The following is a 21,216-nucleotide window of genomic DNA, read 5'->3' as shown; positions in this document are numbered from 1 at the left end:
CGATGTCGCGCACGGCGAAGATCGCAGGGGTGGCGGCGCTGGCCGGGCTGATGATGACGGTGGCGATCGTCGCCGCCGTCCAGCCCGATGAGCCTGCGCCCGCGCCCCCGCTCTTCCTGCCGGCGGACGAAGGCCAGGCCAGGCTCGCCCGCGAGCTGGATCGCTGCGCCTCGCTCACCAAGCCGGATAGTGGCTGCGAGGCGGCCTGGGCCGTCAACCGCCGCCGCTTCTTCCGCCAGGACGAGCCCCCGCCCGAGATCGAGCGCGGCAGCGACACGGCGCCGGATGAAGGCACCCGGCCATGAACGACACCGGCGTTATCGACAATTTCCTCAACATCTTCACCGGCTACATCGACTCAGGCTTCGGCCTGCTCGGCGGCGAGGTCGCGTTCCTCTCGACCACGCTGATCGCCATCGACGTAACGCTCGCCGGCCTGTTCTGGGCCTGGGGCGCGGACGAGGACGTGCTTCAGCGCCTCGTCAAGAAGACGCTCTACATCGGCACCTTCGCTTTCATCATCGGCAATTTCTCGCTGCTCGCGACCATCGTGTTCGAGAGCTTCGCCGGGCTCGGCCTCCAGGCCAGCGGCGGGGCGATGACGATCGACGAGTTCATGAAGCCCGGCACGATCGCGGCGAAGGGGCTCGAAGCCGCCAAGCCGCTGCTCGATGCGGCGGGCCAGTTCTCCAGCCTTTGGGCCGTGTTCTCCAACCTCGCGCTGATCCTCGTGCTGCTGCTCGCCTGGGTGATCGTGGTGCTCGCCTTCTTCATCATCGCCGTGCAGGTCTTCATCACGCTGATCGAGTTCAAGCTGGTGACGCTGGCCGGCTTCGTCCTGCTGCCCTTCGCCTTCTTCAACAAGACCGCCTTCATGGCCGAGAAGGTGCTGGGCCATGTCGTCTCGACCGGCATCAAGGTGCTGGTGCTCGCCGTCATCACCGGCATCGGCACCACCTTGTTCAGCCAGTTCACCGGCGCTGCCCTCGGCCCCGCGCCCGACATCAATCAGGTCATGGCCATCGCGCTTGCCGCGCTGTCGCTGCTGGGCCTGTCGATCTTCGGCCCCAGCATTGCGAACGGCATCGTCTCGGGCGGCCCGCAGCTCGGCGCGGGTACGGCGGCCGGGACCGCGCTGGCGGCAGGCGGCGCGCTGATCGGAGGCGCCGCCGCCGCACGCCTTGGCGTGGGCGCGGCCGGGTCCGCAGTCGGTGCGGCCGGCCGGATGACCGGCGCCGCCGCGCGTGGTGGCGCTCAGATGGCAGGCGGTGCCACCAGCGCCTACAGCCTCGGCTCGTTCGGCAAGAGCGGTGCAGGCGCTGTTGCGGGCGGCATGGCCGCTGTCGGCCAAGCGGCGGCGGGAAGCGCGGCGAACGCCGTCCTTTCGCCCTTGCGCAAGGCGGCCGCCAAGGGCGGCGAGGCGATCAAGTCCAATTTCCGCTCCGGCGCCCGTGCCGGATTCACCGCAACCGGCGGCACGATCACCGGCGGGCCGGCATCCGCCGCCCCGGCGGCTGCAACCGCTGGCGGTTCCGCGTCGGCCGGCGCATCCGCCCAGCCTGAATGGGCCGCCGCGATGAAACGCCGCCAGGCCGTCAGCCACGGCGCGACCGTCCTCGCCCACACCATGAAGGCTGGCGACAGCCACGGCGGCGGCGCCGGTCCCGACATCAAAGAGAAGGACTGACCTCCCATGTTCCGACGCCCCACCATCCGCTACGGCCAGACGCCCGAACCCACGACACCCTATCAGCGCGCAGCCCAGCAATGGGACGACCGCATCGGCTCCGCGCGCGTGCAGGCGAAGAACTGGCGCCTCGCCTTCTTCGGCGCGCTGGCGCTCTCGGGCGGCCTTTCCGCCGGTCTCGTCTGGCAATCGGCGCGTGGGCATATCGTGCCCTGGGTGGTGCAGGTCGATCGGCTCGGCGAGGCCCAGGCCGTCGCCCCCGCCGAGGCGGGCTATCGCCCGACCGATCCGCAAATTGCGTTCCATCTCGCCCGCTTCATCGAGCAGGTCAGGGCGATCCCGGCCGATCCGGTGATCGTCCGCCAGAACTGGCTGCGCGCCTACGACTTCACGACCGATCGGGGCGCGGTGGCGCTCAACGACTACGCCCGCGCCAACGACCCCTTCGCCAATGTCGGCCGGGTGCAGGTCGCGGTGGACGTGTCGAGCGTGATCCGGGCATCGCCCGACAGCTTCCGCGTCGCCTGGACCGAGCGCCGCTATCAGGACGGCAGCCTTGCCGCCACCGAACGCTGGTCGGCGATCCTCACCATCGTCGTGCAGCCGCCGCGCACCCCCGACGCCCTGCGCAAGAATCCGCTCGGCGTCTTCGTCAACGCTTTGAATTGGTCAAGGGAGCTGTCGCAATGACGCACACGCCATTTCGCCGTTCCGCCTCGGCGGTCCTGCTTGTCTCCGCCACCGCGCTCGCCGGCTGCGCCACCACATCGGCGAAGCCGCCCGCGATTCGCTATGATGATCCGCCGCGCGAGATCGCGGCGACGCCGGCCGCGGAACCGCTCCGCGCCGTCGAGGTGGTGACGATCCCCGAACCCCTGCCGCTCCCCGGCCAATTGAAGCCGGTCGCGGCCGGGGCAGCGACTTCCGAGCCCGCCGATCCGCGCCGCCGTGTCGGGGCCGCCAACGCGGCCGCCCGCGTGCAGCCGGTGCGCGACGGTTTCCTCAACGCCATCCAGCAATATCCCTGGACGGACGGCGCGCTCTATCAGGTCTATGCCGCGCCCGGCCAGGTGACGGACATCGCGCTTCAGGAAGGCGAGCAGCTCGTGGGGCCCGGGCCGGTCGCGGCCGGCGACACCGTGCGCTGGATCATCGGCGACACGGTGAGCGGCAGCGGCGCGACGGCGCGCGTGCATATCCTGGCGAAGCCAACACGCCCCGACATTTCCACGAACCTCGTCATCAATACCGACCGGCGCACCTATCACATCGAATTGCGCGCGACCGCATCGACATACATGGCCTCGGTCTCATGGACCTATCCGCAGGACCAGCTCATCGCGCTGCGCGGCGCCAATGCCGCCGCTGCCCCCGTCGCGACCGGCCTCGACCTCGCGGCGCTCAACTTCCGCTACCGGATCGAGGGCGACCGCGTGCCGTGGAAGCCGGTTCGCGCCTTCGATGATGCAGCCCAAGTGTTCATCGAGTTTCCGGCCGGGATCTCGCAGGGCGAGATGCCGCCGCTGTTCGTGACCGGCGCGGCCGGCGATGCCGAGTTAGTTAATTACCGCGTGCAGGGCCGCTACATGGTGGTGGACCGGCTGTTCGCCGCCGCCGAGCTGCGCCTGGGCGACCGGCGCGGCGAGCAGCGCGTCCGCATCGTGCGCGACAATGGGCGCAGGGGGCGGCCGTGACCGATCCCGCCGACAATTCCCCGCCCGAGGCGGCCGCACCGCAAGCGCCGCGCCCCGATCCGCAAGCCTTCCAGCTTCGCGGCAACCCGCCGCGCGTCATGCGCCTGTCGCGCAAGGCGCTGGCCGCCCTCGGCGTCGTCGCCGGCCTCGGGATCGGCGGCTCACTGATCTATGCGCTCAAGCCGGCCGGCGAGAAGGAGGCCAAGGAGCTTTACAACACCGACAGCCGCGCCACGTCCGAGACCATCACGTCGGGACCGCGCGACTATAGCCAAGCGCCGAAACTCGGCCCGCCGCTTCCCGGCGACCTCGGCGGCCCGATCGTCTCGGCCCAGCAGCGCGGGGAGAATGTCCAGGTCCCGCCGGTCGGCGCCCAGCCCGATCCGCGCGCGCAGGCTGAGGAAGCCGCCCGCCAGCGCGCGCAGCAGGAGCGCGACGCCGCCCGCATGAGCGGCGTGTTCTTGGGTGGCAGCAGCGCCGGGGCCGCTGCGATGCCGTCTTTGCCGAACCTCGCGACGGCAGCGCCTGGTGCTCCTGCCTCACCGCAACCTGCCGAGACGGCGCAGGGCGACCAGGCCGCCAAGCGAGCCTTCTTGGCGCAGGCGTCTAATCAGCGGACGGTCAGCGTCGAACGCCTCGTGGCGCCGGCCTCGCCCAACATCGTGCAGGCCGGCAGCATCATCCCTGCCGCGCTCATCACCGGCATCCGTTCGGACCTTCCCGGCCAGATCACCGCCCAGGTAACGGCAAACGTCTATGACAGCCCTACGGGCCGCATCCTGCTCATCCCGCAGGGCACGCGGCTGATCGGCGAATATGACAGCGAGATCGCCGCCGGGCAGGCGCGCGTGCTGCTGGCATGGGATCGGCTGATATTGCCGGACGGCCGCTCGATCGTTCTCGAGCGCCAGCCCGGCGCTGATGCGGCCGGATATGCTGGCCTACAGGATCGCGTAAACCAGCATTGGGGCAATCTGCTGAAAGCCGCCGCCGTTTCGACACTGCTCGGCGTCGGTGCCGAATTGGGCGCGGATAGCGAGGACGAACTTACTCGCGCACTGCGTCGCGGCTCGCAGGACACCATCAACCAGACCGGCCAGCAGATCGTGCGTCGGCAGCTCAATGTGCAGCCGACGCTCACCATCCGGCCGGGGCATCCGTTGCGCGTGGTCATCACGCGCGACCTGGTGCTTGAACCGATCGGAGCGACACGATGACGAAATTGAAGTTGGGGCCGCTGGCCGACGATCGGCCGGTCAAGCTCTCCGTGGAGCTGCCCGCCGCCGTGCATCGCGATCTCGTCGCCTATGCCGCCGCGCTCGCAGCCGAGACCGGGGGAGCGCCGGTCCCGCCCGACAAGCTGGTCGCGCCGATGCTCGCCCGGTTCATGGAAACCGACCGCGCCTTTCGCCGGCACCGCGCGCAGGGGAAGTGAGAGCGCGCCGCCTGCCGTCAGTTGCCCATGAACTTCTTGAAGCGGTCGCGGCCTTCCGCCTCGATCACGGCCTGCTCGGCATTGGCGCACTCGCTGCCCCGCACCGAGCCTTCCGCGCATTGCCCCACGATCTCCCGTGCTTCATCGAGATGCGCCGCGAAATACTGCGTCCCGCGCGGTTCGGCCGGCTCCGGTGCGGCGGGGGCCGGACTCGCGAGGGCCGGCGCACGCTCGACGGGCATGATCACCGGGCGCAGCACGAAGCCCACGCCGAATCCGATGACCAGCGCGACCAGCACGATGAAGAGTGTCTTGCTTCGTGTCATGGCTATTCCTTTTCCGGTTGGTGATGTGATGGCTGCGGCATCAGAATGGGCGGCAGCGAATAGCGACCGGCCACGAGATCAAGGAAGCGCAGCAAGACGGGGTTGTCATTGTCTTCACGCCAATAGCCCGAGAAGCCGATCCGCATATGTCCATGACTGTCGTGGATTTCGCTGAACGTTACGCCTGGCACTTGGATACCCAAGGCGGATTCGGCGACAATCGAGAGACGCCCACCGAGCGCAATGGCGCTCAACATTGTCTCGCGTCCGATATCCTGCATGTCGATCTCTGGCATGCAACCGGGGACCCCAAGTTTGCCCATGAGGATGTTTCGGGTCTCTGGGCCGGGATCTCGTTCGGTCAGCAAAAAGTGTTCGCCGGTCAGGTCGGGCCAATGGATGCGTTCGCATTGGGTGAGTGGATGGCCTGCCGGCATTGCTACAAATATGCGCTCACTCCAGAAAGAACGGCTCATCAGACCCCGATAGGAGGCCTCCCCAATCATGATCGCGATATCGAGCAGGCCATTCTCGATCCCGGCCAACAGCATATCCCGATCGCGTTCAAAGCCGGATACTTTGACCTCGGGGTGGCGTTCGCCGAACTCGCTGAGCGTTGCCCGCAAGTTGCCGGCGGAGAAGGACGTATAGAAGCCTACGGCCAGCTTGCCGACGTGGCCGTTGTTCGTGGCGCGGACCCAGTTGTTCAGTTCCTCGAACTCCTTCACGATGCGCTGTGCCGTTCGCAGATAGGTTCTGCCATTCGGAGTCAGAGTGGCACCGCGGGTCTTGCGGTCGAACAGCGCCATGCCTAGCCGCTTCTCGATTTCGAGGACGTGTCGGCTGAGCGTTGCTTGCTTGATATTTATGCTGCGCGCCGCGCGACTGAAGCTACCGGCCTCGGCCGCCGCAATCAGGTAGCGGAGCTGGCGCAGCTCAATCACCGGGCTAACGGATCATCAGGCGGTGTCGTGAACTCCGTCCAGCCGCCACCCAGCGCCTTGTAGAGATTGATGAGATTACTGAGCCGCACCAGCTTGGAGCGGACCAAGGCTTGCTGTGACCCGTAAAGCGTGCGCTGCGCGTCGAGCAGGGCGAGGTTGTCATCCTCGCCTGAGTTGAGCCGCTGTTCCGCGAGCCTGTAGGCATTGCGGCTGGCATCGACCCGCTGCGTTTCCGATCGGATTTGGGCGTCCAAGGTTCCTTTGCCGGCGAGCCCGTCAGCCACGTCGCGGAAGGCGGATTGGATCGCCTTCTCATAGTTGGCGATTTCGATCCGTTTCTGCACGTCCGCGCGATCGAGGTTGGCTCTCAGCGCGCTGCCGCCGAAGATTGGAAGCGGCAGGGTGATGCGCGGCATGAAGCTCCATGCGCCCGACCCCGATGAGAACAGATCGTCGAGGCTCGCGCTCGCCGTTCCCGCCGAGCCGGTCAGACTGATCGTCGGGAAGAACGCTGAGCGGGCAGCGCCGATATTCGCGTTGGCGGCGCGCAGCGTATGTTCGACCGCGCGGATGTCGGGTCGGCGCGCCAGAAGGTCCGAGGGCACGCGATCGACCCGGCCGCCGACCGGCGCCGTGACCTGCGTAAAGGAAAGGTCGAGCCGTGCGGCGGCTACGGCCGCGCTACCGGCCTGCACCTGTGCGCGTGCGGCGTTCCGCTGCGCCAGCGCGTCGTCATAAGTCTTGCGCGAGATTGCGCCGGTCGCGACGAGTTGTTCCGAGCGGGTGAAATTGCTTTCGGCGAGCGTTGCGGAGGCTTGCGCCTGACGAAGCTGCGCCTGCGCCTGATCGAGCGCGACCTGGAATGGTCGCGGATCAATGCGGAACAGAAGCTGCCCCTTCCTGACGAGTACGCCTTCGGGGACATGGACGGAGACGATTGCGCCGCTGACGCGGGGCCGCAACTCGACGCTCTGGGGCGCCGATAGCGAACCGTTGAACTCGGCCGAGGGGGCAAGCTCGCGCACGACAACTTGCGCTACTGGCACTTGCGGCGCTGCCGCCGCTTGTGCGCCCTGATCGCCGCCCGATTTGCTACAAGCTGACGTAAGGCCGCCAATAGCCAAGGCTATGGAAGCCAGGAGTGCGCTTTTTGTCGGCATGATATTGCCTTTCAACTGTGCCGCGCCTTGTTCATCCGTTCCGCGGCGTCTGATCGATTCCTGTTCGCTTTGCGGCTTCCAGCGTTGGCAAGGTCAAGGATTATTTTCAACAATCATTCATATGAATATAGATAAATATGAAAGGATAGGCGATAGGTCGAAGGGGCACGCCGGCATGGCGCGTCGAGCGTCGCAATGCCATCCTTGGTGCGCATCGCGACGAGATTAGGCGCGGCGCATTGAAGCTCGCGCGTGTCCTCAATGATGACGACGCGGTCGGGACCCTTGGCGACTTCGGCTAGAAGCGCCGCTTGGTCGGCGGCCATGGTGCCCGACTGCACATAGTCATCGAGCAACGTACCGGCGGCGTAGGTCCGACGTGAGCCCGAAGTGATTCATCCCTTGACCTTCCAAACGTTGGAAGAAGCATCGGTCTGCGGCAACAAACGAATCAATGCGGAAAGTCAGGAATTCCCGGATTCCTGAAGCCGTCCCTCAACCGCCGACGCCGTCATCGGCTTCTCCGAGCGCAAAAATGACGCTGCCATTTGCTCGTCATCGCCACGGCCAGCTCATGGTGGTGCTTGACTGCATCGAGTTGACATCAAACAGATGAACACATATTCATGTGCACATCTTATGGCTCCGTTTGAGATCGACATGCCCCATTCCCACAGCCACCACGATCACGATCACGCAAGACGGGAGCATGCCCATTTTCGCGATCTCGCGGGAGGACGTGCGATGCCTAGCAAGTCACCTATGTTTCGGAACCAGCCACGATGATGGCGCTCGTGCGGGTCGCGCTAACGCGACCGCTGACCTTCATCGTGATGGCCGTGCTGATCTTTGGCCTCGGCATCCTGTCCGTTCTGAGGATGCCGGTCGACATCTTCCCGCGCATCGGCGTGCCGGTGATCGCGACCGCCTGGACCTATAATGGGCTGTCGCCCGAGGACATGGCCGGACGGATCATCAATCCGTTCGAACGCGTGCTGACCACGACCGTCAACGACATCGACCGGATCGAGAGCCAGTCGATGAACGGCGTTGGCGTCGTGCGGATTTACTTCCAGCCAGGCGCGGACATTCGCACCGCGACCGCGCAGGTCACGTCGATCTCGCAGGCCATTTTGCGTCAGCTTCCGCCGGGCATCTCTCCGCCGTTCATCGTCAACTATGACGCCTCGACCGTGCCGATCGTCCAGCTCGCCCTCTCCGGCGAAGGGCTGAGCGAACAGCAGCTCTACGATCTCGGCGTCAATCAAATCCGCCCGCAGCTCATCACCGTGCCGGGCGTCGCCATGCCCTTCCCATTCGGCGGCAAGCAGCGTCAGATACAGATCGACATCGACTCTGAGGCGCTGCGCGCTCGCGGCCTGTCCGCCGGCGACGTCGCGGCGGCGATTGCCGCGCAAACCCAGATCATCCCGGCGGGCTTCGCCAAGGTCGGCGGCCTGCAATACACCGTCAGGCTCAACAATGCGCCGGGCTCGGTCGAGCAGTTGAACAATCTGCCAGTTCGCGTGGTCGACGGCGCGACGATCACCATGCGCGACATCGCCCAAGTCCGCGACGGCGCGCCGCCGCAAATGAACATCGTCCAAGTCGAAGGCCAGCGGTCAGTCCTGATGACCGTGCTCAAGAGCGGTGCGGCCTCAACCATCGATATCGTCAATACGGTTCGCGAGCGTATCCCACAGATCACCGAGGGCCTCCCGGAAACGCTGCGCGTCCAGCTTATCGGCGACCAGTCGGTGCTGGTGAAGGCGGCCGTCTCCACCGTGGCCTATGAGGGTGTGTTGGCCGCCGTGCTGACCTCGCTGATGATCCTGCTGTTTCTGGGATCGTGGCGATCGACGATCATCATCGTGACCACGATACCCTTGGCGATCCTCGCCGCGTTGTTGGCGCTGAGCGCGACCGGCCAGACGATCAACATCATGACGCTGAGCGGCTTGGCTCTGGCCATCGGCATATTGGTCGACGACGCGATGGTCACGATCGAGAACATCAACTGGCACCTTGAGAAAGGGAAGCCGGTTCTACGCTCGATCATGGACGGCGCGGCGCAGATCGTGACGCCCGCCTTCGTGATCGTGACGTGCATCTGCATCGTCTTCGTGCCGATGTTCTTCCTGCCGGGCGTCGCAGGCTATCTGTTCGTGCCGCTGGCACTGGCGGTGATCTTCTCGATGATCGCCTCGTTCATCCTGTCGCGCACGCTCATCCCGACGATGGCGATGTATCTGCTACGCCCGCATCGGGAGGGCGAAGAGGCCGAGCGCGCCCGCTCGCGCAATCCACTCGTCCGGTTCCAGCATCGCTTTTCGACCGGGTTCGACAGGCAGAAGGACCGCTTCGGGCGGGTGCTTTCCCGCGTGATGTCCGCACGGCGCATCTTCATCCCGGCGTTCCTCGGCGCGATGGTGGCGTCGCTGCTGCTCATTCCCACACTTGGCCGCGACTTCTTTCCCACTGTGGATGCTGGGCAAATCACCCTGCATGTGCGCGCGCCGGCAGGCACGCGCATCGAGGACAGCACGGCGCTGATCTCGCGGGTGCAGACGCGGGTGCGCGAATTGATCCCCGCCGAGCAGGTTGAATCGGTCGTCGCCAATGTCGGAATGTCCTCCGCGCTGCTCAACGTCATCTACAACAATACGGGGACGGTGGGACTGAACGAGGGCGATATCCTCATCTCGCTCGGGCGGAACCGAACCGCGACGGACACGCATGTCGCCACTTTGCGGCGCGAGCTGCCCGTGAGCTTTCCGGGCGTTGATTTCTCCTTCCTGCCTGCCGACATCACCAGCCAAATCCTGAACTTCGGCTCGCCAGCGCCGATCGATATCCAGGTGCGCGGCCGGAATCTCGCGGCGAACGAAGCTTATGCGCAAGCGATCCTCAAACGCGTTCGGACCGTGCCCGGCCTCGCCGACGCCCGACTCCAGCAATCCTCGCGCGCGCCGCAGCTCAACATCGACATCGATCGCTCGCGGATCGCGCAATACGGGCTCAACCAGCGTGACGTAACCACCAGCGTCGCGACCGCCCTAGCCGGCACGCAGCAGTCTGCGCCGGTTTACTGGCTCAATCCCGAAAACGGGGTGTCCTATCCTGTCGTGGCGCAAGTCCCCGAACTGGAGGTCGACACGATCGCTGCGCTGGAAGCGCTGCCGGTTTCGGCGACGGGCGCCGGGGAGGCCCAGACGCTGGGCGGTCTTGGCGCCGTGACTCGCAATACGACCATCAACGTAGCGAGCCGAGCAGACATCCAGCCGGTCATCAACATCTATGCCACGCCGCAGGCTCGCGACCTGGGCGCCGTGGCCGGCGACATTCATCGCATCATTGCCGAGATGGATGCCGAGCGCCCGGCCGGCGTAACCGTCACGCTGGCGGGACAATATGAGACGATGAACCACGCCTTCTCCGGTCTCGCTTTCGGGCTGATCGGCGCGATTATCCTCATCTACCTCGTGATCGTCGTGACCTTCCAGAGCTGGATCGACCCGCTGGTCATCATCGGCGCGCTGCCGGCCGCCTTCGCCGGCATCGTCTGGATGCTGTTCGTGACCGGCACGACCATCTCCGTGCCCGCGCTCACCGGCGCGATCATGTGCATGGGCGTCGCCACCGCCAACTCCATCCTGGTGGTCAGCTTCGCACGCGAACGCCTAGCCGAGACCGGCGACGCCACCCGCGCCGCGATCGAGGCGGCGGTGGTCCGTTTCCGCCCCGTGCTGATGACCGCGCTCGCGATCATCATCGGCATGACCCCCATCGCGCTCGGTATCGGCGAGGGCGCCGAGCAGAACGCTCCGCTCGGCCGCGCGGTGATCGGCGGCTTGATCTTCGCAACCGTGGCGACACTGCTGCTCGTGCCGGCGCTGTTCAGCATCGCCCATCGCAAGGGCGCGCCTTCCTCACCCGCAAGGGAGCTTGAACTCCAGCATGTCTGATCCAACCCCAAAGAAGCGCGCCGGCCTTTATCTCGGCGCGGCCGGTCTCGTGATTGCCGCACTGGTCGGAGGCGGCCTCGTTTCGCGCGGCATGGCCGAAAGCGAACAGGCAGCCATCGCGGCCGAGAACGCGCTGCCCACCGTCAGCCTGGTTCAGCCCCGCGTGTCCGAGGGAGGCGAGATCGTGCTGCCGGGCAGTCTCGATCCCTATAATCGCGCCGCGATCAACGCGCGGGTGAGCGGCTATGTGCGCGAATGGCGCGCGGACATCGGGGACCGGGTGCGGCGCGGGCAAACGCTCGCCATCCTCGATGCGCCCGAGATCGACCAGCAGCTCGCGCAGGCCCAGGCGACCTATCAGACCGCGGCCGCTGATCGCGGGCTGGCCGAAACCACGGCGGCGCGCTGGAACAATCTGCTCGAAAAGGACGCCGTGTCCCGGCAGGAAGCCGATGAGCGGCAGGGGCAGTTTGCCGCTGCCGATGCGCGCGCACGGGCCGCTCAGGCGGACGTCGGCCGGCTGAGGGCGCTGACCGGATTTACGCGGCTGACGGCGCCGTTCGATGGCGTCGTCACCAGCCGCTCGGCCCAGCTCGGCGCCTTGGTCCAGACGGGCGCGCCGGGGGTGGAACCCTTGTTCACCGTTGCCGACGTCAGCCGCCTGCGCCTCTATGTGCGCGTACCGCAAGCTTTTTCGGGAAGGCTGGTGCGCGGCACGCAAGCGATGTTCACCGTGCCTGACAGACCGGGCGAGGTGTTCGAGGCCACACTGTCCCGTCTCTCCGAGGCGGTGGACCGCCAATCCGGCGCAATGCTGGTGGAATTTCTGGTCGATAACGGCGCTCGACGCCTGAGACCCGGCAGCTACGCGGAGGTGCGGGTGTCCGTGCCTGGCGGCGCCGAAACGGTCCAGGTGCCGGCGAGCGCCCTGATCCTCGGTTCCGACGGCGCGCGGGTCGCCGTGGTCGATGGCCAGGGTCAGGTCGCGCTTCGGGAGGTTGCGGTGGGTCGCGACCAGGGCGCGACCATCGAGATTATCTCGGGGCTACGTCCAACCGACCGCATCGTTCAGACCCCTCCCGACGCGCTGGCCACCGGCGACAAGGTCCGGGTAGTTCCCGCACGGCAACCGGCGGCTCCGAATGCGCAGCGCTAGGATAGCATTCGTCGCCGCGATCGGCCTCGGCGGCTGCGCCACCCTGCCGCCGATGCAAACGCCGGCAATCGAGACCCCGGCAAGCTTCCGCCATGTGGAAGGATGGACGACGGCCGCGCCCGGCGATCATCTAGACCGTGGCGAGTGGTGGCGCGGATTCGCGGACCCGGTGCTCGACGAGCTGATGGCGCGGCTGGACGAGCGGACCCCGACGCTCGCGGCCGCGCTTGCCCGTTACGACCGGGCGTTGGCGGCGGCACGGCTCGACCGCTCCAACCAGTTGCCGAATGTCGATCTGACCGGCGGGGCTTCGCGCGAGCGGCTTTCAGCCGGACGATCGATCGGAGCTGGCGAGCCCGTAATCGCGAACCAGATCCTCTTCGGTGTTGGTCTCGATTATGAGTTGGACCTTTGGGGCCGGGTCCGCAACAGCGTGCGCGCCGCTACGGCGGATGCCGAAGCGCAGGAGGCCGCCTTGCGCTCGGCGCGGCTCAGCCTTCAGGCTTCGGTCGCCGATCTCTATGTCCAACTTCGCGCCGTCGATGCCGAGCAGGTCCTGCTGACCAGGACCGTGGCCGCCTATGCGCGCGCCGATGATTTGATCCGCACCCGCCACGAAGGCGGCATTGCCTCTGGCGTGGACCGTAGCCGATCGACGGCCCAGCTCGCCGATGCCCGCGCCCGTCTGGAGGCGCTACGGGCGCAGCGCGCGGGGATCGAGAACCGGATCGCGGCGCTGGTTGGCGAGAGCGCCTCTGTTTTCGCCATCGATCCCGCGCAACGAAGCCTTGCGCTGCCTGACCTGCCGCCGTCCCTGCCCTCCGAACTTCTTCAGCGCCGTCCCGACATCGCCGAGGCGCAGCGCCGCCTGGTCGCCGCCAATGCGCGGATCGGCGTCGCGCGGGCCGCCTTCTATCCGCGCATCAGCCTCGGGCTCGGCGCGGGGTATCAGGCGGTCGAGGCGCCGATCGTCAGCGCGGATACTGGTTTCTGGGCGCTCGGGCCGATCACCACGATCTTCAATCTGTTCGACGGTGGCGGACGGCGAGCGCGGCTGGCCATCAGCCGGACGGACTATGAAGAACTCGCCGCGGGCTACCGCCAGACCGTGCTGGATGCGTTCCGGGAGGTGGAGGATGCCCTGTCTCGCATGGATGCCTTGACGGGTCAGGATCGCGAGCAGCGCATAGCCGCCCAAGCGGCGGCGCGGGCTGAGAGCCTGGCGCTTGATCGCTATCGCGACGGCGCGGCCGACTATCTGGAGGTGACGACGGCCCAAACCGCCGCGCTCGCCGCGCAACGCGCCAGCATCACGGTCGAATATGATCGCGCCCGAACGGCAATCGCCTTGATCCGGGCGCTGGGAGGCGCGACCCCGGACGACACATGACGGAGAAGCGCCGCCCTTCACGACGAGACCTACTGCAAATCGGCGGGGTGGTCGCCATAGGTTATGGCGTCAGCGTTTTTCTGAAGGCGACCGCACCACTCGGGATCAACGCGTCCGCTTGTTGTCGGACTTGTTGACCACGGCTTAGCGGGAGCGGCGCCGCATCGTGGAGCGGTGTCGAATATCTGATTCGTTTACGGTCGGTGCCGAAGGCGGCCCGTTGCCGCCGGCACGGATGCTGGCGCGGCGCCGGGTTCCTCCAGATCGGCAAGGATCGGGCAGTCAGGCCGATCATCGCCCGCGCAGCAATCCACCAGCGTTCCGAGCGTCGCGGCCATCTGGTTCAGATTTTCGATCCGCTCCTGAAGCTGGGCGATATGGGCCTGCGCGATCCGCTTCACATCGGCGCTCTGGCGGGCCTTGTCCCGCCAGAGGCTCAGAAGATCGTTGATCTCCGCGACCGAGAAACCGAGATCACGCGCCCGCCGGATGAACCGCAGCATATGAACATCCGATGGCGAGTAATCGCGATAGCCGGAGTCCTTGCGATCGGCTTTCGGAATGAGGCCGGTCTGCTCGTAATAGCGGATCATCTTGGCGGAGACGCCCGACGCCTTGGAGGCTTGTCCGATGTTCATGCCGTTCCTCCTGTCTCGCGTGGCTGAAAACCGCGCAGGCGCAACGAATTACCCAAGACGAAGATGCTCGACATCGCCATAGCACCCGCCGCGAACACCGGCGAGAACAGGATGCCCAGGCTCGGATAGAGCACGCCTGCCGCGACCGGGATCAGCGCCGTGTTGTAGGCGAACGCCCAGAACAGGTTCTGGCGGATATTGCCAATCGTCGCGCGCGACAGGGCGATGGCCGTCGCCACACCGTTCAGATGGCCCGACATCAGCACGACATCGGCCGCCTCGATCGCGATATCCGTGCCGGTGCCGACCGCTAGGCCGACATCGGCAGCCGCCAGCGCGGGCGCATCGTTGATGCCATCCCCGACGAAGGCGACGCGGCCATGCTCGGCCTTGAGCCGGGCTATCGCCTCCACCTTCCCTTCGGGCAGGACTTCGGCGACCACTTCGTCGATACCGAGCTGGCGGGCGATAGCCTCGGCCGTCATGCGGTTGTCGCCGGTCAGCATCGCAACCTTGAGGCCGAGCGCGTGCAGCGCCGCGATGGCTGCCGGCGTGGTCGCCTTGATCGGATCGGCCACCGCGATGATCGCGGCAAGCCGCCCGCCAATGGCGGCATAGAGCGGCGACTTGCCTTCCTGCCCCAACCGCTGTGCTGTCTCCGCAAAGGCGGCCACGTCCAGCCCAAGCTCGCGCATGTAGCGATCGGCACCGATCTGGACCAGCTCGCCACCCGCCACCGCCTTGACACCGAAGCCGGTGATAGAGTCGAAGTCGGTAATCGCGGGCAGCGCAATACCTTCCGCCTTGGCCGCGTCGACGATTGCGCGGGCGATCGGATGCTCCGACTTGTCCTCGACAGCGGCGACCAGACCCAGCACCGCCGCCCGGTCGAAGCCGTCCGTCACTTGCAGGTCGGTGAGCGCGGGACGACCTTCGGTCAGCGTGCCGGTCTTGTCGACCGCGACAACCCTGGCGTCCTTCAGCAGTTGCAGCGCCTCGCCCTTGCGGAACAAGATACCCAGTTCCGCTCCGCGCCCGGTGCCGACCATGATGGCGGTCGGCGTCGCCAGCCCCATAGCGCAGGGGCAGGCGATGATGAGCACGGCGACCGCATTCACCAGTGCAAAGGTCAGTGCGGGCGACGGGCCGAACCACAGCCAGGCTGCGAAAGTCAGCGCCGCCACACCGAACACGGCGGGGACGAACCACATCGTCACCTTGTCGACCAGCGCCTGAATCGGCAGCTTCGATCCCTGCGCCTGCTCGACCATGCGGATGATCTGCGCCAGCATCGTCGCGCCGCCAACGGCGGTGGCGCGGAACGCCAGCGCGCCCTGCTGATTGACGGTGCCGCCGACCAGCGTGGCGCCCTCAGCCTTGGCGACCGGGATGGGTTCGCCGGTGATCATCGACTCGTCGACATAGCTCTCGCCCTCGGTCACTTCGCCATCGACGGGGATGCGCTCGCCGGGACGCACTTCGATAATGTCGCCGGTGATGACCTCGCTAATGGAAACCTCGAACACCGCGCTGTCGCGGCGCACGCGGGCGGTCTTGGCCTGCAATCCCACCAGCCGCTTGATCGCTTCGGAGGTGCGGCCCTTGGCACGGGCTTCGAGGTAACGGCCCAACAGGATCAGCGCAACGATGACCGCCGCCGCTTCATAATAGACGTTGACCGTCCCGGCGGGCAGCAGACCGGGCGCGAAAGTCGCGACCAGCGAATAGCCGTAGGCGGCCAGCGTGCCGACGGCAACCAGCGAGTTCATGTCCGGCGCCAGCCGCGCCAGCGCGGGCAGGCCCGCCTTGTAGAAACGGATGCCGGGGAAGGCGAGCACCAGCGTCGTCAGGACGAACTGGAGATACCAGCTTGCCTGCATGCCGATCGTGCGGTCGATCAAGCCATGGACGCCGGGAATGACGTGGCTGCCCATTTCGAGCAGGAACACCGGCAGCGCCAGTACGGTCGCAAGGGTGAGATCGCGCTTCAGCGCCCGGCGCTCGGCGTCCTTCCGCTCGGCCGCTTCCTCGTCGCCAGAAACGCTGGCCTCAATTGGGCGCGCTGTATAGCCCGCGCCCGCGATCGCTGCGATGAGCGCCTCAACATCGGCCGCGCCGCGCACGCTCGCGCGTTCGGTCGCTAGGTTGACTATCGCCTCGGTGACGCCGGGGACAGCTTTGAGCGCCCGCTCCACGCGACCGACGCAGGATGCGCAGGTCATTCCCTCCACCGCCAGTTCGATGCCGGCGACAGATGGCACGCTGTAGCCGGCGGCCTCGACGGCCCGCACCAGCGCCTTTCGGTCGACGGCGGCGTTTGCTCGAATGTCGGCGCGTTCGGTCGCCAGATTGACGCTGACGGACTGTACGCCCTCGACCTTGCTCAGCGACCGTTCGATGCGGGCCACACAGGACGCGCAGGTCATGCCCTCAATCGGCAAGCTGATCGCCGAATCGATGGATTCGTCCGAATCTCTCAGGGTTTCTGCGGCTATCATGGCTCGATACTCCACACTTCACGATTGGAATTTGTCGCAAGATGCAGGTTCCATTGATGGGAAGGTCAAGGGCAAAATATATCCTGACCTGATGAGAGCAAGCCGCCCTCGCAAGCACATGGCTCAACGGTAGGGCCGTGATCTCCTTTCCGATAGCGACCGCGAAAAACGGCCTTGACCCTCCAACGATGGGAAAGATTAGCTTGTGATCCGTTGTCAGGAACAATGGAGATTTCCCATGCAATTCCACGTCGAAAACATGAGCTGCGGTTCATGCATCAAGCACATCGCGCAAGCGATCACCGCGATCGACGCCAATGCGAAGGTCGAGGTGAGTATCGCGGACAAGAAGGTCACGGTCGATACCGTGGCTAGCGCGCAAGCTATCGAAGTCGCGCTCGCCGAGGACGGCTATCCCGCGCGCGCTATTGAAGTGGCATAGGGAGGCGTAGCCATACCACCAGGTCCGACCGGGCGGATGACGGCTGTCGTCCGTCCGGCATTTCCGGCCCTTGTTCCCGTTTCCGAAAATCGGGCACCTGCAGGACATAGAGACATGACACCATTCATTGAGCGCAGGTCGTTTTTACGAGCGGGAGCCATCGGCATAGCCGGACTCGGCATCACGGGGCTTGTTCCCGCCTGGGCCAGAACCGGCTCGACCGGGCTTGTACCGACCCTGCCCACACTCTCGGGCGAGGATATTCACCTCAGGATTGCCAATACGCCTTTCACCGTAGGCGGGCGGACCGGTCACGCCGTGACTATGAATGGTGTATTGCCCGCGCCGCTGATCCGGCTGCGCGAGGGGCAGAATGTGCGGTTGCACGTCGAGAACACGCTCGACGAGGACAGCTCGATCCACTGGCACGGGCTGCTCGTGCCATTCCAGATGGACGGCGTGCCCGGCCTCAGCTTTCCGGGGATCAAGCCGCGTTCGACCTTCGTCTATGACTTTCCGTTGCTGCAAAGCGGCACCTATTGGTATCACAGCCATAGCGGCCTTCAGGAACAACAGGGCCATTATGGTCCGATCGTGATCGATCCCGCCGAGCCCGATCCGATCGCTTATGATCGCGAGCATGTGATCGTGCTGAGCGACTGGACGTTCCTGCATCCGCACGCTCTCATCACCAAGCTCAAGGCGGAAGGCGGCTACTTCAATCGCCAGAAACAGACATTGTTCGGCATGATGAAGGGCGGCCCCGAGGAGGAAATGTCGGCATCGGACCGCGCCATGTGGGCGCAGATGCGGATGGACCCCACCGACATTTCCGACGTGACGGCCGTCACCTACACCTATCTCATCAACGGTCATGGCCCGCAGGAGAACTGGACCGGCCTGTTCCGTCCCGGCGAGCGGGTGCGGCTGCGCTTCATCAATGCCGCCACCATGACGATCTTCAATATCCGTATCCCCGGCCTGCCGATGACGGTGGTCAGCGCCGATGGCCAGAATGTCCGACCCGTAACGGTCGACGAGTTCCAGATCGGCAATGCCGAAACTTATGACGCCATCATCGAACCCGCCGAGGACAAGGCGTTCACGCTGGTGGCGGAATCGATCGATCGTTCCGGCATGGCGAGCGCCACGCTCGCATCCCGTATGGGGATGACGGCGCCGATTCCGCCGCTGCGCCCGCGTCCCACGCTCACCATGAAGGACATGGGCATGGGCGGCATGGACCACGGATCAATGGCGGGAATGGACCATAGTGCCATGGGCCATGGCGCGATGGCGGCCGGGGCAGACGCGGTGACAGCAGACCATGGCGGGATGGATCACAGCGGCATGGATCATGGCGGTTCCCATTCGATGGGCGGCATGAACATGCGTGACAAGTCTTTGGTTCCCGACAGCGTCAAGGTCGGTGTGGGCGTGGACGCCATCGCCATGGCGCCGGTCGATCGCACCGGCGATCCGGGGCTGGGCCTCGAAGATGTCGGCCATAAGGTGCTGACCTATCGCGATCTGATGTCCTTGACGCCCAATCCCGACACGCGCCCGCCGCAGCGCACGGTCGAGGTCCACCTCACCGGCAACATGGAACGGTTCATGTGGTCGTTCGATGGCGAGAAGTTCAGCGAGGGCGTGGAACCGATCCGCTTCGAGCGCAATGAACGCGCCCGCGTTACCCTCATCAACGACACGATGATGACCCATCCCATCCACCTGCACGGCCATTTCTTCGAACTGGTGAACGGTCATACCGGCAGCTATCCGCGCAAGCACACCGTCAATGTGCTGCCGGGCGGCAAGGTCAGCTTCGACCTGACCGCCGATGCGCCCGGCGACTGGGCGTTTCACTGCCATCTGCTGCTCCACATGCACGCCGGGATGTTTCGCGTCGTCACCGTCCGTCCGCTCGACGGAGACGCGGCATGATGCGGCTCGTGGGCATCGCTCTCCTCGCCGTCGCGACTCCCGCTTGGGCGCAACACGATCACCGGAGTCATGCTGGCGCCTCACAGCAGGACCCGGCCGATTCCCATGCGGGGCATCGTATGGACGGTGCCGAAGGCAATCCCCATGCGGGGCACGACATGCCGCCGGAACCCTCCGCAGCGCCCGATCCTCATGCCGGCCACGCCATGCCTTCAGCCGCGCCGATGGAAGCGCACCAGGCCCATGCAGGCCATGAACCGGGCATTCCCGACCCGCCGGTGCGCGGGCCATCGGCGGCGGCCATGGGCGGCCCCGATCACGCCGCCGATGCCATATTCGGCGCGGCGGCCATGGCTCCGGCGCGCGAAATCGTGCGCCGCGAACATGGCGATATCAAAAGCCACAATATCCTGATCGATCAGCTCGAAGCCGTGATCGGCAAGGGCAAGGACGGCTATGCCTGGGACGTGCAGGGCTGGTATGGCGGCGATATCGACAAGCTCTGGCTCAAGACCGAAGGCGAAAGCCACTTCGACGACAGCCCGGAAAGTGTCGAGGCGCAGGCGCTCTGGAGCCACGCGCTCGATCCGTGGTGGAACCTCCAGGCCGGCATACGCCACGATTTTCGGTCCGGACCGGACCGCACCTACGCTGTCATCGGCGTTCAGGGCCTTGCCCCTTACTGGTTCGAGATCGACAGTGCGCTGTTCCTGTCCGACAAGGGTGACGTCACCGCGCGAATCGAAGCGGAATATGACCAGCGCCTGACCCAGAAGCTGATCCTCCAGCCAACCGCCGAACTGAACTTCTCCGCGCAGGACGTTCCCGAGCTGGGCATCGGTTCCGGGCTGTCCACCGCCGAGTTGGGGTTGCGTCTGCGCTACCAGTTCGTGCCGGAGTTCGCGCCCTATATCGGCGTGAAATATGAACGCGCCTTTGGCGACACGGCGGATTTTCGCCGCGCCCGCGCTGAAAGCAGAGGTGGGTGGAATTTCCTGATCGGAATCCGGTCCTGGTTCTGAGGGATATGGTTATCGGACCGGCGGGCCTGATCGAGGTGCGCCGGTCCTCCTGTCTTTCTGTGAACAAATATTACTGGGCGCGATCATTCGTCGTCGTGATCCTCATCCATATGGCTGGCCATGTCGATGAGCATGGTGCTCACATGGGCATCCGCCACTTCATAGAATATCTGCTTGCCGTGTCGCTCGCTACGGACGAGGCGCGCGCCGCGCAGGAGGCGCAGATGGTGGCTGACCAGCGTTTGCGACAGATCGAGGCTTTCGGCGATGTCGCCCACCGATCGCGGCGTTTGCAGGCAATAGAGCAGAATACGCAGGCGGGAGGGATCGCCCAGCAAGCGGAAAGTTTCGGCCAGGATCGTTACGTCGTGGCTCGACAGTCCCTGAGAATGCTTAGGATTGCCATGATCGTCAGAGTTGGTGGTGTCGGACATCAGGAGCCTCTTATACGTGAATATATGACGATGTGTAGATTTATGATCCTTCTAGGGCCAGCCTTGACCACCCGCTAGCCAACCAATTGCCGGTTTTCCTCGATCATCCCCTTGCACTTGTGGAACCGGCTTGCCGGAGCAGCAGCGGAATGAGGCTCGTCGCGATTACCGGGAAAATCAGCCAATTGATCGCCATCCAACCCGAGCTGTGCAAGATCGTGCCGGCAAGAAAGGAAACAGCCGCTGTGGTCGCGAAGGCCGAGTCCGAACAGGCTGACGGGGAAGGTAACCCAGGCGGGATCGGGCGAGAGTTGCTGACCGACCAGCCCGCCGAGCGACATCACGATCGGCGGGCTGGCGCCGCCCAAGGCTTGCGCGGCAGTGAGAACAGCGATGTTCCTGCGGGCGTTTGGTTCCCGTTCATTGCCAAGAGCCACCTTCAGGCACCGGGAGGCAGTCTGACAGAGCATTTCAGATAGGC

19 protein-coding genes and 1 pseudogene are annotated in these 21,216 nt (G+C 65.6%); 12 read left to right on the top strand and 8 right to left on the bottom strand.

Annotated elements, in window-relative coordinates; all coding sequences use genetic code 11:
* The first annotated feature begins 2 nt into the window (after positions 1-2).
* Genes trbK-alt through ACIGGE_RS03805 form a run of 6 tightly spaced genes read left to right on the top strand, consistent with a single transcriptional unit; the run spans position 3 to position 4,816 of the window.
* Positions 3-305, top strand: coding sequence for a putative entry exclusion protein TrbK-alt (gene trbK-alt, locus ACIGGE_RS03830; protein WP_017503599.1), 303 nt, complete (start codon positions 3-5; stop codon positions 303-305).
* A complete protein-coding gene (gene trbL, locus ACIGGE_RS03825; protein WP_048938181.1) occupies positions 302-1,687 on the top strand; it encodes a P-type conjugative transfer protein TrbL in 1,386 nt (461 codons plus the stop codon). The genes trbK-alt and trbL overlap by 4 nt, the downstream gene beginning before the upstream one ends.
* A 6-nt stretch (positions 1,688-1,693) precedes the next feature.
* Complete coding sequence (gene trbF / locus ACIGGE_RS03820) at positions 1,694-2,377, top strand: conjugal transfer protein TrbF (RefSeq protein ID WP_012049883.1); 684 nt, start codon at positions 1,694-1,696, stop codon at positions 2,375-2,377.
* Positions 2,374-3,381, top strand: a complete 1,008-nt coding sequence (gene trbG, locus ACIGGE_RS03815; RefSeq protein ID WP_017502077.1) for a P-type conjugative transfer protein TrbG — start codon at positions 2,374-2,376, stop codon at positions 3,379-3,381. Before trbF ends, trbG begins: the two co-directional genes overlap by 4 nt.
* Positions 3,378-4,598, top strand: a complete 1,221-nt coding sequence (locus ACIGGE_RS03810; RefSeq protein WP_017502076.1) for a TrbI/VirB10 family protein — start codon at positions 3,378-3,380, stop codon at positions 4,596-4,598. The genes trbG and ACIGGE_RS03810 overlap by 4 nt, the downstream gene beginning before the upstream one ends.
* Complete coding sequence (locus ACIGGE_RS03805) at positions 4,595-4,816, top strand: DUF2274 domain-containing protein (RefSeq protein WP_017502075.1); 222 nt, start codon at positions 4,595-4,597, stop codon at positions 4,814-4,816. The genes ACIGGE_RS03810 and ACIGGE_RS03805 overlap by 4 nt, the downstream gene beginning before the upstream one ends.
* 17 nt (positions 4,817-4,833) lie before the next feature.
* Here the strand turns inward: ACIGGE_RS03805 and ACIGGE_RS03800 are convergent, their stop codons facing one another.
* The 4 genes and pseudogenes from ACIGGE_RS03800 to ACIGGE_RS03785 form a co-directional block, all read right to left on the bottom strand.
* Positions 4,834-5,142 (bottom strand): hypothetical protein, encoded by a 309-nt coding sequence (locus ACIGGE_RS03800; protein ID WP_017502074.1) that lies wholly within the window; start codon positions 5,140-5,142, stop codon positions 4,834-4,836.
* Between the two features lie 2 nt (positions 5,143-5,144).
* Positions 5,145-6,086 carry a LysR family transcriptional regulator gene (locus ACIGGE_RS03795; protein ID WP_282499690.1) on the bottom strand — a complete coding sequence of 314 codons (942 nt, stop codon included), beginning with the start codon at positions 6,084-6,086 and terminating at the stop codon, positions 5,145-5,147.
* Positions 6,083-7,246 carry an efflux RND transporter periplasmic adaptor subunit gene (locus ACIGGE_RS03790; protein ID WP_282499694.1) on the bottom strand — a complete coding sequence of 388 codons (1,164 nt, stop codon included), beginning with the start codon at positions 7,244-7,246 and terminating at the stop codon, positions 6,083-6,085. Before ACIGGE_RS03790 ends, ACIGGE_RS03795 begins: the two co-directional genes overlap by 4 nt.
* 185 nt (positions 7,247-7,431) lie before the next feature.
* A pseudogene (locus tag ACIGGE_RS03785) lies at positions 7,432-7,626 on the bottom strand (P-type conjugative transfer ATPase TrbB); the annotation flags it as partial.
* Between the two features lie 402 nt (positions 7,627-8,028).
* On the opposite strand from ACIGGE_RS03785, the gene ACIGGE_RS03780 reads away from it, so the two are divergent.
* Genes ACIGGE_RS03780 through ACIGGE_RS03770 form a run of 3 tightly spaced genes read left to right on the top strand, consistent with a single transcriptional unit; the run spans position 8,029 to position 13,757 of the window.
* On the top strand, positions 8,029-11,211 hold the full coding sequence (locus ACIGGE_RS03780) for an efflux RND transporter permease subunit (RefSeq protein ID WP_397489501.1): 3,183 nt from the start codon (positions 8,029-8,031) through the stop codon (positions 11,209-11,211).
* Positions 11,204-12,367 carry an efflux RND transporter periplasmic adaptor subunit gene (locus ACIGGE_RS03775; protein WP_397489500.1) on the top strand — a complete coding sequence of 388 codons (1,164 nt, stop codon included), beginning with the start codon at positions 11,204-11,206 and terminating at the stop codon, positions 12,365-12,367. Before ACIGGE_RS03780 ends, ACIGGE_RS03775 begins: the two co-directional genes overlap by 8 nt.
* Positions 12,354-13,757 (top strand): efflux transporter outer membrane subunit, encoded by a 1,404-nt coding sequence (locus ACIGGE_RS03770; RefSeq protein WP_017502068.1) that lies wholly within the window; start codon positions 12,354-12,356, stop codon positions 13,755-13,757. Before ACIGGE_RS03775 ends, ACIGGE_RS03770 begins: the two co-directional genes overlap by 14 nt.
* A gap of 194 nt (positions 13,758-13,951) precedes the next feature.
* Here the strand turns inward: ACIGGE_RS03770 and cueR are convergent, their stop codons facing one another.
* Positions 13,952-14,395: a Cu(I)-responsive transcriptional regulator gene (gene cueR, locus ACIGGE_RS03765; protein WP_017502067.1), complete on the bottom strand. Its 444-nt coding sequence runs from the start codon at positions 14,393-14,395 to the stop codon at positions 13,952-13,954.
* Entirely contained in the window at positions 14,392-16,893 is a 2,502-nt protein-coding gene (locus ACIGGE_RS03760; RefSeq protein WP_282499687.1) for a heavy metal translocating P-type ATPase, read from the bottom strand. Before ACIGGE_RS03760 ends, cueR begins: the two co-directional genes overlap by 4 nt.
* 238 nt (positions 16,894-17,131) lie before the next feature.
* Here ACIGGE_RS03760 and ACIGGE_RS03755 point away from each other — a divergent pair, with 238 nt between their 5' ends.
* The 3 genes from ACIGGE_RS03755 (at position 17,132) to ACIGGE_RS03745 (ending at position 20,301) form a co-directional block, all read left to right on the top strand.
* On the top strand, positions 17,132-17,335 hold the full coding sequence (locus tag ACIGGE_RS03755; RefSeq protein WP_017502065.1) for a heavy-metal-associated domain-containing protein: 204 nt from the start codon (positions 17,132-17,134) through the stop codon (positions 17,333-17,335).
* Positions 17,336-17,449: 114 nt separating this feature from the next.
* Positions 17,450-19,279 (top strand): copper resistance system multicopper oxidase, encoded by a 1,830-nt coding sequence (locus tag ACIGGE_RS03750; RefSeq protein ID WP_026109362.1) that lies wholly within the window; start codon positions 17,450-17,452, stop codon positions 19,277-19,279.
* The gene (locus ACIGGE_RS03745) at positions 19,276-20,301 is read left to right on the top strand and encodes a copper resistance protein B (protein ID WP_151885000.1); all 1,026 of its coding nucleotides are present in this window, start codon (positions 19,276-19,278) and stop codon (positions 20,299-20,301) included. The genes ACIGGE_RS03750 and ACIGGE_RS03745 overlap by 4 nt, the downstream gene beginning before the upstream one ends.
* Positions 20,302-20,384: 83 nt before the next feature.
* Here ACIGGE_RS03745 and ACIGGE_RS03740 read toward each other — a convergent pair whose 3' ends face one another.
* A complete protein-coding gene (locus tag ACIGGE_RS03740) occupies positions 20,385-20,735 on the bottom strand; it encodes a metalloregulator ArsR/SmtB family transcription factor (protein ID WP_017502062.1) in 351 nt (116 codons plus the stop codon).
* Positions 20,736-20,809: 74 nt separating this feature from the next.
* Entirely contained in the window at positions 20,810-21,172 is a 363-nt protein-coding gene (locus ACIGGE_RS03735; RefSeq protein ID WP_228220262.1) for a hypothetical protein, read from the bottom strand.
* Between the last annotated feature and the right edge of the window lie 44 nt (positions 21,173-21,216).

Origin of the sequence: Qipengyuania sp. NPDC077410, from assembly GCF_044543405.1 — a bacterium.
GTDB lineage: Bacteria > Pseudomonadota > Alphaproteobacteria > Sphingomonadales > Sphingomonadaceae > Qipengyuania > Qipengyuania pacifica.
This window is presented reverse-complemented; position numbering and strand designations above follow the sequence as displayed.

What these genes read in the sequence shown, in the direction of transcription:
- cueR (WP_017502067.1), bottom strand. Translation starts at nt 14,395, where the DNA reads ATGAACATCGGACAAGCCTCCAAGGCGTCGGGCGTCTCCGCCAAGATG.
- ACIGGE_RS03755 (WP_017502065.1), top strand. Translation starts at nt 17,132, where the DNA reads ATGCAATTCCACGTCGAAAACATGAGCTGCGGTTCATGCATCAAGCAC.
- ACIGGE_RS03770 (WP_017502068.1), top strand. Translation starts at nt 12,354, where the DNA reads ATGCGCAGCGCTAGGATAGCATTCGTCGCCGCGATCGGCCTCGGCGGC.
- ACIGGE_RS03740 (WP_017502062.1), bottom strand. Translation starts at nt 20,735, where the DNA reads ATGTCCGACACCACCAACTCTGACGATCATGGCAATCCTAAGCATTCT.
- trbK-alt (WP_017503599.1), top strand. Translation starts at nt 3, where the DNA reads ATGTCGCGCACGGCGAAGATCGCAGGGGTGGCGGCGCTGGCCGGGCTG.
- ACIGGE_RS03790 (WP_282499694.1), bottom strand. Translation starts at nt 7,246, where the DNA reads ATGCCGACAAAAAGCGCACTCCTGGCTTCCATAGCCTTGGCTATTGGC.
- ACIGGE_RS03760 (WP_282499687.1), bottom strand. Translation starts at nt 16,893, where the DNA reads ATGATAGCCGCAGAAACCCTGAGAGATTCGGACGAATCCATCGATTCG.
- ACIGGE_RS03745 (WP_151885000.1), top strand. Translation starts at nt 19,276, where the DNA reads ATGATGCGGCTCGTGGGCATCGCTCTCCTCGCCGTCGCGACTCCCGCT.
- trbF (WP_012049883.1), top strand. Translation starts at nt 1,694, where the DNA reads ATGTTCCGACGCCCCACCATCCGCTACGGCCAGACGCCCGAACCCACG.
- ACIGGE_RS03800 (WP_017502074.1), bottom strand. Translation starts at nt 5,142, where the DNA reads ATGACACGAAGCAAGACACTCTTCATCGTGCTGGTCGCGCTGGTCATC.
- trbG (WP_017502077.1), top strand. Translation starts at nt 2,374, where the DNA reads ATGACGCACACGCCATTTCGCCGTTCCGCCTCGGCGGTCCTGCTTGTC.
- ACIGGE_RS03775 (WP_397489500.1), top strand. Translation starts at nt 11,204, where the DNA reads ATGTCTGATCCAACCCCAAAGAAGCGCGCCGGCCTTTATCTCGGCGCG.
- trbL (WP_048938181.1), top strand. Translation starts at nt 302, where the DNA reads ATGAACGACACCGGCGTTATCGACAATTTCCTCAACATCTTCACCGGC.
- ACIGGE_RS03750 (WP_026109362.1), top strand. Translation starts at nt 17,450, where the DNA reads ATGACACCATTCATTGAGCGCAGGTCGTTTTTACGAGCGGGAGCCATC.
- ACIGGE_RS03805 (WP_017502075.1), top strand. Translation starts at nt 4,595, where the DNA reads ATGACGAAATTGAAGTTGGGGCCGCTGGCCGACGATCGGCCGGTCAAG.
- ACIGGE_RS03780 (WP_397489501.1), top strand. Translation starts at nt 8,029, where the DNA reads ATGATGGCGCTCGTGCGGGTCGCGCTAACGCGACCGCTGACCTTCATC.